The following is a 5,551-nucleotide window of genomic DNA, read 5'->3' as shown; positions in this document are numbered from 1 at the left end:
GCGCAAGCGGTTGAGAAGAAACGAAAAATTCTTCAAAAACAGCTTGACAGATTGAAAGGCTGCTGTAGAATGCGCGGCCTCGGTTGAGACGAAAGACTTCGCCGAAACGCTCTTTAACAACTGAATCAAGCAATTCGTGTGGGTGCTTGTGAAGTAAGACTGGTAGTCAACTGATTATCAGCAACACAAGTAACACTCGTGAATTCGAGAGTTTATTTGCGATTGCTGAGCCAAGTTTAGGGTTTTCTCAAAACCCAAGCAGTATTGAACTGAAGAGTTTGATCATGGCTCAGATTGAACGCTGGCGGCAGGCCTAACACATGCAAGTCGAGCGGATGAAGAGAGCTTGCTCTCTGATTCAGCGGCGGACGGGTGAGTAATGCCTAGGAATCTGCCTGGTAGTGGGGGACAACGTTTCGAAAGGAACGCTAATACCGCATACGTCCTACGGGAGAAAGCAGGGGACCTTCGGGCCTTGCGCTATCAGATGAGCCTAGGTCGGATTAGCTAGTAGGTGAGGTAAAGGCTCACCTAGGCGACGATCCGTAACTGGTCTGAGAGGATGATCAGTCACACTGGAACTGAGACACGGTCCAGACTCCTACGGGAGGCAGCAGTGGGGAATATTGGACAATGGGCGAAAGCCTGATCCAGCCATGCCGCGTGTGTGAAGAAGGTCTTCGGATTGTAAAGCACTTTAAGTTGGGAGGAAGGGCAGTAAGTTAATACCTTGCTGTTTTGACGTTACCAACAGAATAAGCACCGGCTAACTTCGTGCCAGCAGCCGCGGTAATACGAAGGGTGCAAGCGTTAATCGGAATTACTGGGCGTAAAGCGCGCGTAGGTGGTTCAGCAAGTTGAAGGTGAAATCCCCGGGCTCAACCTGGGAACTGCCTCCAAAACTACTGAGCTAGAGTACGGTAGAGGGTAGTGGAATTTCCTGTGTAGCGGTGAAATGCGTAGATATAGGAAGGAACACCAGTGGCGAAGGCGACTACCTGGACTGATACTGACACTGAGGTGCGAAAGCGTGGGGAGCAAACAGGATTAGATACCCTGGTAGTCCACGCCGTAAACGATGTCGACTAGCCGTTGGGATCCTTGAGATCTTAGTGGCGCAGCTAACGCATTAAGTCGACCGCCTGGGGAGTACGGCCGCAAGGTTAAAACTCAAATGAATTGACGGGGGCCCGCACAAGCGGTGGAGCATGTGGTTTAATTCGAAGCAACGCGAAGAACCTTACCTGGCCTTGACATGCTGAGAACTTTCCAGAGATGGATTGGTGCCTTCGGGAACTCAGACACAGGTGCTGCATGGCTGTCGTCAGCTCGTGTCGTGAGATGTTGGGTTAAGTCCCGTAACGAGCGCAACCCTTGTCCTTAGTTACCAGCACGTTATGGTGGGCACTCTAAGGAGACTGCCGGTGACAAACCGGAGGAAGGTGGGGATGACGTCAAGTCATCATGGCCCTTACGGCCAGGGCTACACACGTGCTACAATGGTCGGTACAAAGGGTTGCCAAGCCGCGAGGTGGAGCTAATCCCATAAAACCGATCGTAGTCCGGATCGCAGTCTGCAACTCGACTGCGTGAAGTCGGAATCGCTAGTAATCGTGAATCAGAATGTCACGGTGAATACGTTCCCGGGCCTTGTACACACCGCCCGTCACACCATGGGAGTGGGTTGCTCCAGAAGTAGCTAGTCTAACCGCAAGGGGGACGGTTACCACGGAGTGATTCATGACTGGGGTGAAGTCGTAACAAGGTAGCCGTAGGGGAACCTGCGGCTGGATCACCTCCTTAATCGAAGACTTCAGCTTCTTCATAAGTTCCCACACGAATTGCTTGATTCACTTGCGAAAAGCGATTGGGTTTAGACCCGAGAGTTAGACGATTGGGTCTGTAGCTCAGTTGGTTAGAGCGCACCCCTGATAAGGGTGAGGTCGGCAGTTCGAATCTGCCCAGACCCACCAATTGTCAAGGGATGTGGCCAAGTCCGTAGATGGGGCCATAGCTCAGCTGGGAGAGCGCCTGCTTTGCACGCAGGAGGTCAGGAGTTCGATCCTCCTTGGCTCCACCATTAACTCGATAATCGCTGAAAGCTCAGAAATGAACATTGGTAGTTCAATGTTGATTTCTGGTCTTTGCGCCAGAACTGTTCTTTAAAAATTTGGGTATGTGATAGAAGTGACTTGTTGAATGTTTCACTGCATTCAGCAAATCAAGGCAAAATTTGCGAGTTCAAGCGCGAATTTTCGGCGAATGTCGTCTTCACGTTACGAATCTATAACCAGATTGCTTGGGGTTATATGGTCAAGTGAAGAAGCGCATACGGTGGATGCCTTGGCAGTCAGAGGCGATGAAAGACGTGGTAGCCTGCGATAAGCTTCGGGGAGTCGGCAAACAGACTTTGATCCGGAGATCTCTGAATGGGGGAACCCACCTAGGATAACCTAGGTATCTTGTACTGAATCCATAGGTGCAAGAGGCGAACCAGGGGAACTGAAACATCTAAGTACCCTGAGGAAAAGAAATCAACCGAGATTCCCTTAGTAGTGGCGAGCGAACGGGGATTAGCCCTTAAGCTTCTTTGATTTTAGCGGAACGCTCTGGAAAGTGCGGCCATAGTGGGTGATAGCCCTGTACGCGAAAAGGTCTTAGAAGTGAAATCGAGTAGGACGGAGCACGTGAAACTTTGTCTGAATATGGGGGGACCATCCTCCAAGGCTAAATACTACTGACTGACCGATAGTGAACTAGTACCGTGAGGGAAAGGCGAAAAGAACCCCGGAGAGGGGAGTGAAATAGAACCTGAAACCGTATGCGTACAAGCAGTGGGAGCCCACTTTGTTGGGTGACTGCGTACCTTTTGTATAATGGGTCAGCGACTTATATTCAGTGGCGAGCTTAACCGAATAGGGGAGGCGTAGCGAAAGCGAGTCTTAATAGGGCGCTTTAGTCGCTGGGTATAGACCCGAAACCGGGCGATCTATCCATGGGCAGGTTGAAGGTTAGGTAACACTGACTGGAGGACCGAACCGACTACCGTTGAAAAGTTAGCGGATGACCTGTGGATCGGAGTGAAAGGCTAATCAAGCCCGGAGATAGCTGGTTCTCCTCGAAAGCTATTTAGGTAGCGCCTCACGTATCACTCCAGGGGGTAGAGCACTGTTTCGGCTAGGGGGTCATCCCGACTTACCAAACCGATGCAAACTCCGAATACCTGGAAGTGCCGAGCGTGGGAGACACACGGCGGGTGCTAACGTCCGTCGTGAAAAGGGAAACAACCCAGACCGTCAGCTAAGGTCCCAAAGTTATGGTTAAGTGGGAAACGATGTGGGAAGGCTTAGACAGCTAGGAGGTTGGCTTAGAAGCAGCCACCCTTTAAAGAAAGCGTAATAGCTCACTAGTCGAGTCGGCCTGCGCGGAAGATGTAACGGGGCTCAAACCATACACCGAAGCTACGGGTATCACGTAAGTGATGCGGTAGAGGAGCGTTCTGTAAGCCTGTGAAGGTGAGTTGAGAAGCTTGCTGGAGGTATCAGAAGTGCGAATGCTGACATGAGTAACGACAATGCGAGTGAAAAACTCGCACGCCGAAAGACCAAGGTTTCCTGCGCAACGTTAATCGACGCAGGGTTAGTCGGCCCCTAAGGCGAGGCAGAAATGCGTAGTCGATGGGAAGCAGGTTAATATTCCTGCACTTCTAGTTACTGCGATGGGGGGACGGAGAAGGCTAGGCCAGCACGGCGTTGGTTGTCCGTGTTTAAGGTGGTAGGCAGAGATCTTAGGCAAATCCGGGATCTTAATGCCGAGAACTGATGACGAGCGTCCTTTTGGACGTGAAGTGGTTGATGCCATGCTTCCAGGAAAAGCCTCTAAGCTTCAGGTAACTAGGAACCGTACCCCAAACCGACACAGGTGGTTGGGTAGAGAATACCAAGGCGCTTGAGAGAACTCGGGTGAAGGAACTAGGCAAAATGGCACCGTAACTTCGGGAGAAGGTGCGCCGGTGAGGGTGAAGGACTTGCTCCGTAAGCTCATGCCGGTCGAAGATACCAGGCCGCTGCGACTGTTTATTAAAAACACAGCACTCTGCAAACACGAAAGTGGACGTATAGGGTGTGACGCCTGCCCGGTGCCGGAAGGTTAATTGATGGGGTTAGCGCAAGCGAAGCTCTTGATCGAAGCCCCGGTAAACGGCGGCCGTAACTATAACGGTCCTAAGGTAGCGAAATTCCTTGTCGGGTAAGTTCCGACCTGCACGAATGGCGTAACGATGGCGGCGCTGTCTCCACCCGAGACTCAGTGAAATTGAAATCGCTGTGAAGATGCAGTGTATCCGCGGCTAGACGGAAAGACCCCGTGAACCTTTACTGTAGCTTTGCACTGGACTTTGAGCCTGCTTGTGTAGGATAGGTGGGAGGCTTTGAAGCGTGGACGCCAGTTCGCGTGGAGCCATCCTTGAAATACCACCCTGGCATGCTTGAGGTTCTAACTCTGGTCCGTCATCCGGATCGAGGACAGTGTATGGTGGGCAGTTTGACTGGGGCGGTCTCCTCCCAAAGAGTAACGGAGGAGTACGAAGGTGCGCTCAGACCGGTCGGAAATCGGTCGTAGAGTATAAAGGCAAAAGCGCGCTTGACTGCGAGACAGACACGTCGAGCAGGTACGAAAGTAGGTCTTAGTGATCCGGTGGTTCTGTATGGAAGGGCCATCGCTCAACGGATAAAAGGTACTCCGGGGATAACAGGCTGATACCGCCCAAGAGTTCATATCGACGGCGGTGTTTGGCACCTCGATGTCGGCTCATCACATCCTGGGGCTGAAGCCGGTCCCAAGGGTATGGCTGTTCGCCATTTAAAGTGGTACGCGAGCTGGGTTTAGAACGTCGTGAGACAGTTCGGTCCCTATCTGCCGTGGACGTTTGAGATTTGAGAGGGGCTGACCTTAGTACGAGAGGACCGGGTTGGACGAACCTCTGGTGTTCCGGTTGTCACGCCAGTGGCATTGCCGGGTAGCTATGTTCGGAAAAGATAACCGCTGAAAGCATCTAAGCGGGAAACTTGCCTCAAGATGAGATCTCACTGGAGCCTTGAGCTCCCTAAAGGGCCGTCGAAGACTACGACGTTGATAGGTTGGGTGTGTAAGCGCTGTGAGGCGTTGAGCTAACCAATACTAATTGCCCGTGAGGCTTGACCATATAACACCCAAACAATCTGATGATTGTGGGTTGTATGGTGAAGTCGACAAACGAACCGAAAGTTCGCTAAGGACCGCAACGCCACATATCACATACCCATTCGGGGAAACGACTAAACACCGAGTCCCCAACCGAATTGCTTGACGACCATAGAGCGTTGGAACCACCTGATCCCTTCCCGAACTCAGTAGTGAAACGACGCATCGCCGATGGTAGTGTGGGGTTTCCCCATGTGAGAGTAGGTCATCGTCAAGCTCCTATCCCCAAACCCCCATCCGCGCAAGCGGGTGGGGGTTTGGCTTTTTACGGGCGAAAAATTAGTCAGCAACCGGGATCGACGCATGCGGT

At 52.0% G+C, this 5,551-nt stretch carries 2 tRNA genes and 3 rRNA genes; all 5 read left to right on the top strand.

The window, feature by feature from the left end:
- Positions 1-266: 266 nt before the first annotated feature.
- The 5 genes from N7607_RS23005 (at position 267) to rrf (ending at position 5,458) form a co-directional block, all read left to right on the top strand.
- Positions 267-1,803, top strand: a 16S ribosomal RNA gene (locus N7607_RS23005).
- A gap of 93 nt (positions 1,804-1,896) precedes the next feature.
- Positions 1,897-1,973, top strand: a tRNA-Ile gene (locus N7607_RS23000).
- A gap of 31 nt (positions 1,974-2,004) precedes the next feature.
- Positions 2,005-2,080: transfer RNA gene (locus N7607_RS22995), tRNA-Ala, on the top strand.
- Between the two features lie 231 nt (positions 2,081-2,311).
- Positions 2,312-5,203: ribosomal RNA gene (locus N7607_RS22990) — 23S ribosomal RNA — on the top strand.
- 139 nt (positions 5,204-5,342) lie between these two features.
- Positions 5,343-5,458, top strand: a 5S ribosomal RNA gene (gene rrf / locus N7607_RS22985).
- The 16S, 23S and 5S rRNA genes sit together here with 2 tRNA genes alongside, the layout of an rRNA operon.
- Positions 5,459-5,551 lie beyond the last annotated feature (93 nt).

It is taken from the genome of Pseudomonas sp. GD04019, from assembly GCF_029837695.1.
GTDB lineage: Bacteria > Pseudomonadota > Gammaproteobacteria > Pseudomonadales > Pseudomonadaceae > Aquipseudomonas.
The sequence above is the reverse complement of the archived record's forward strand: the minus strand, read 5'-3'. Positions and strand labels throughout refer to the sequence as shown.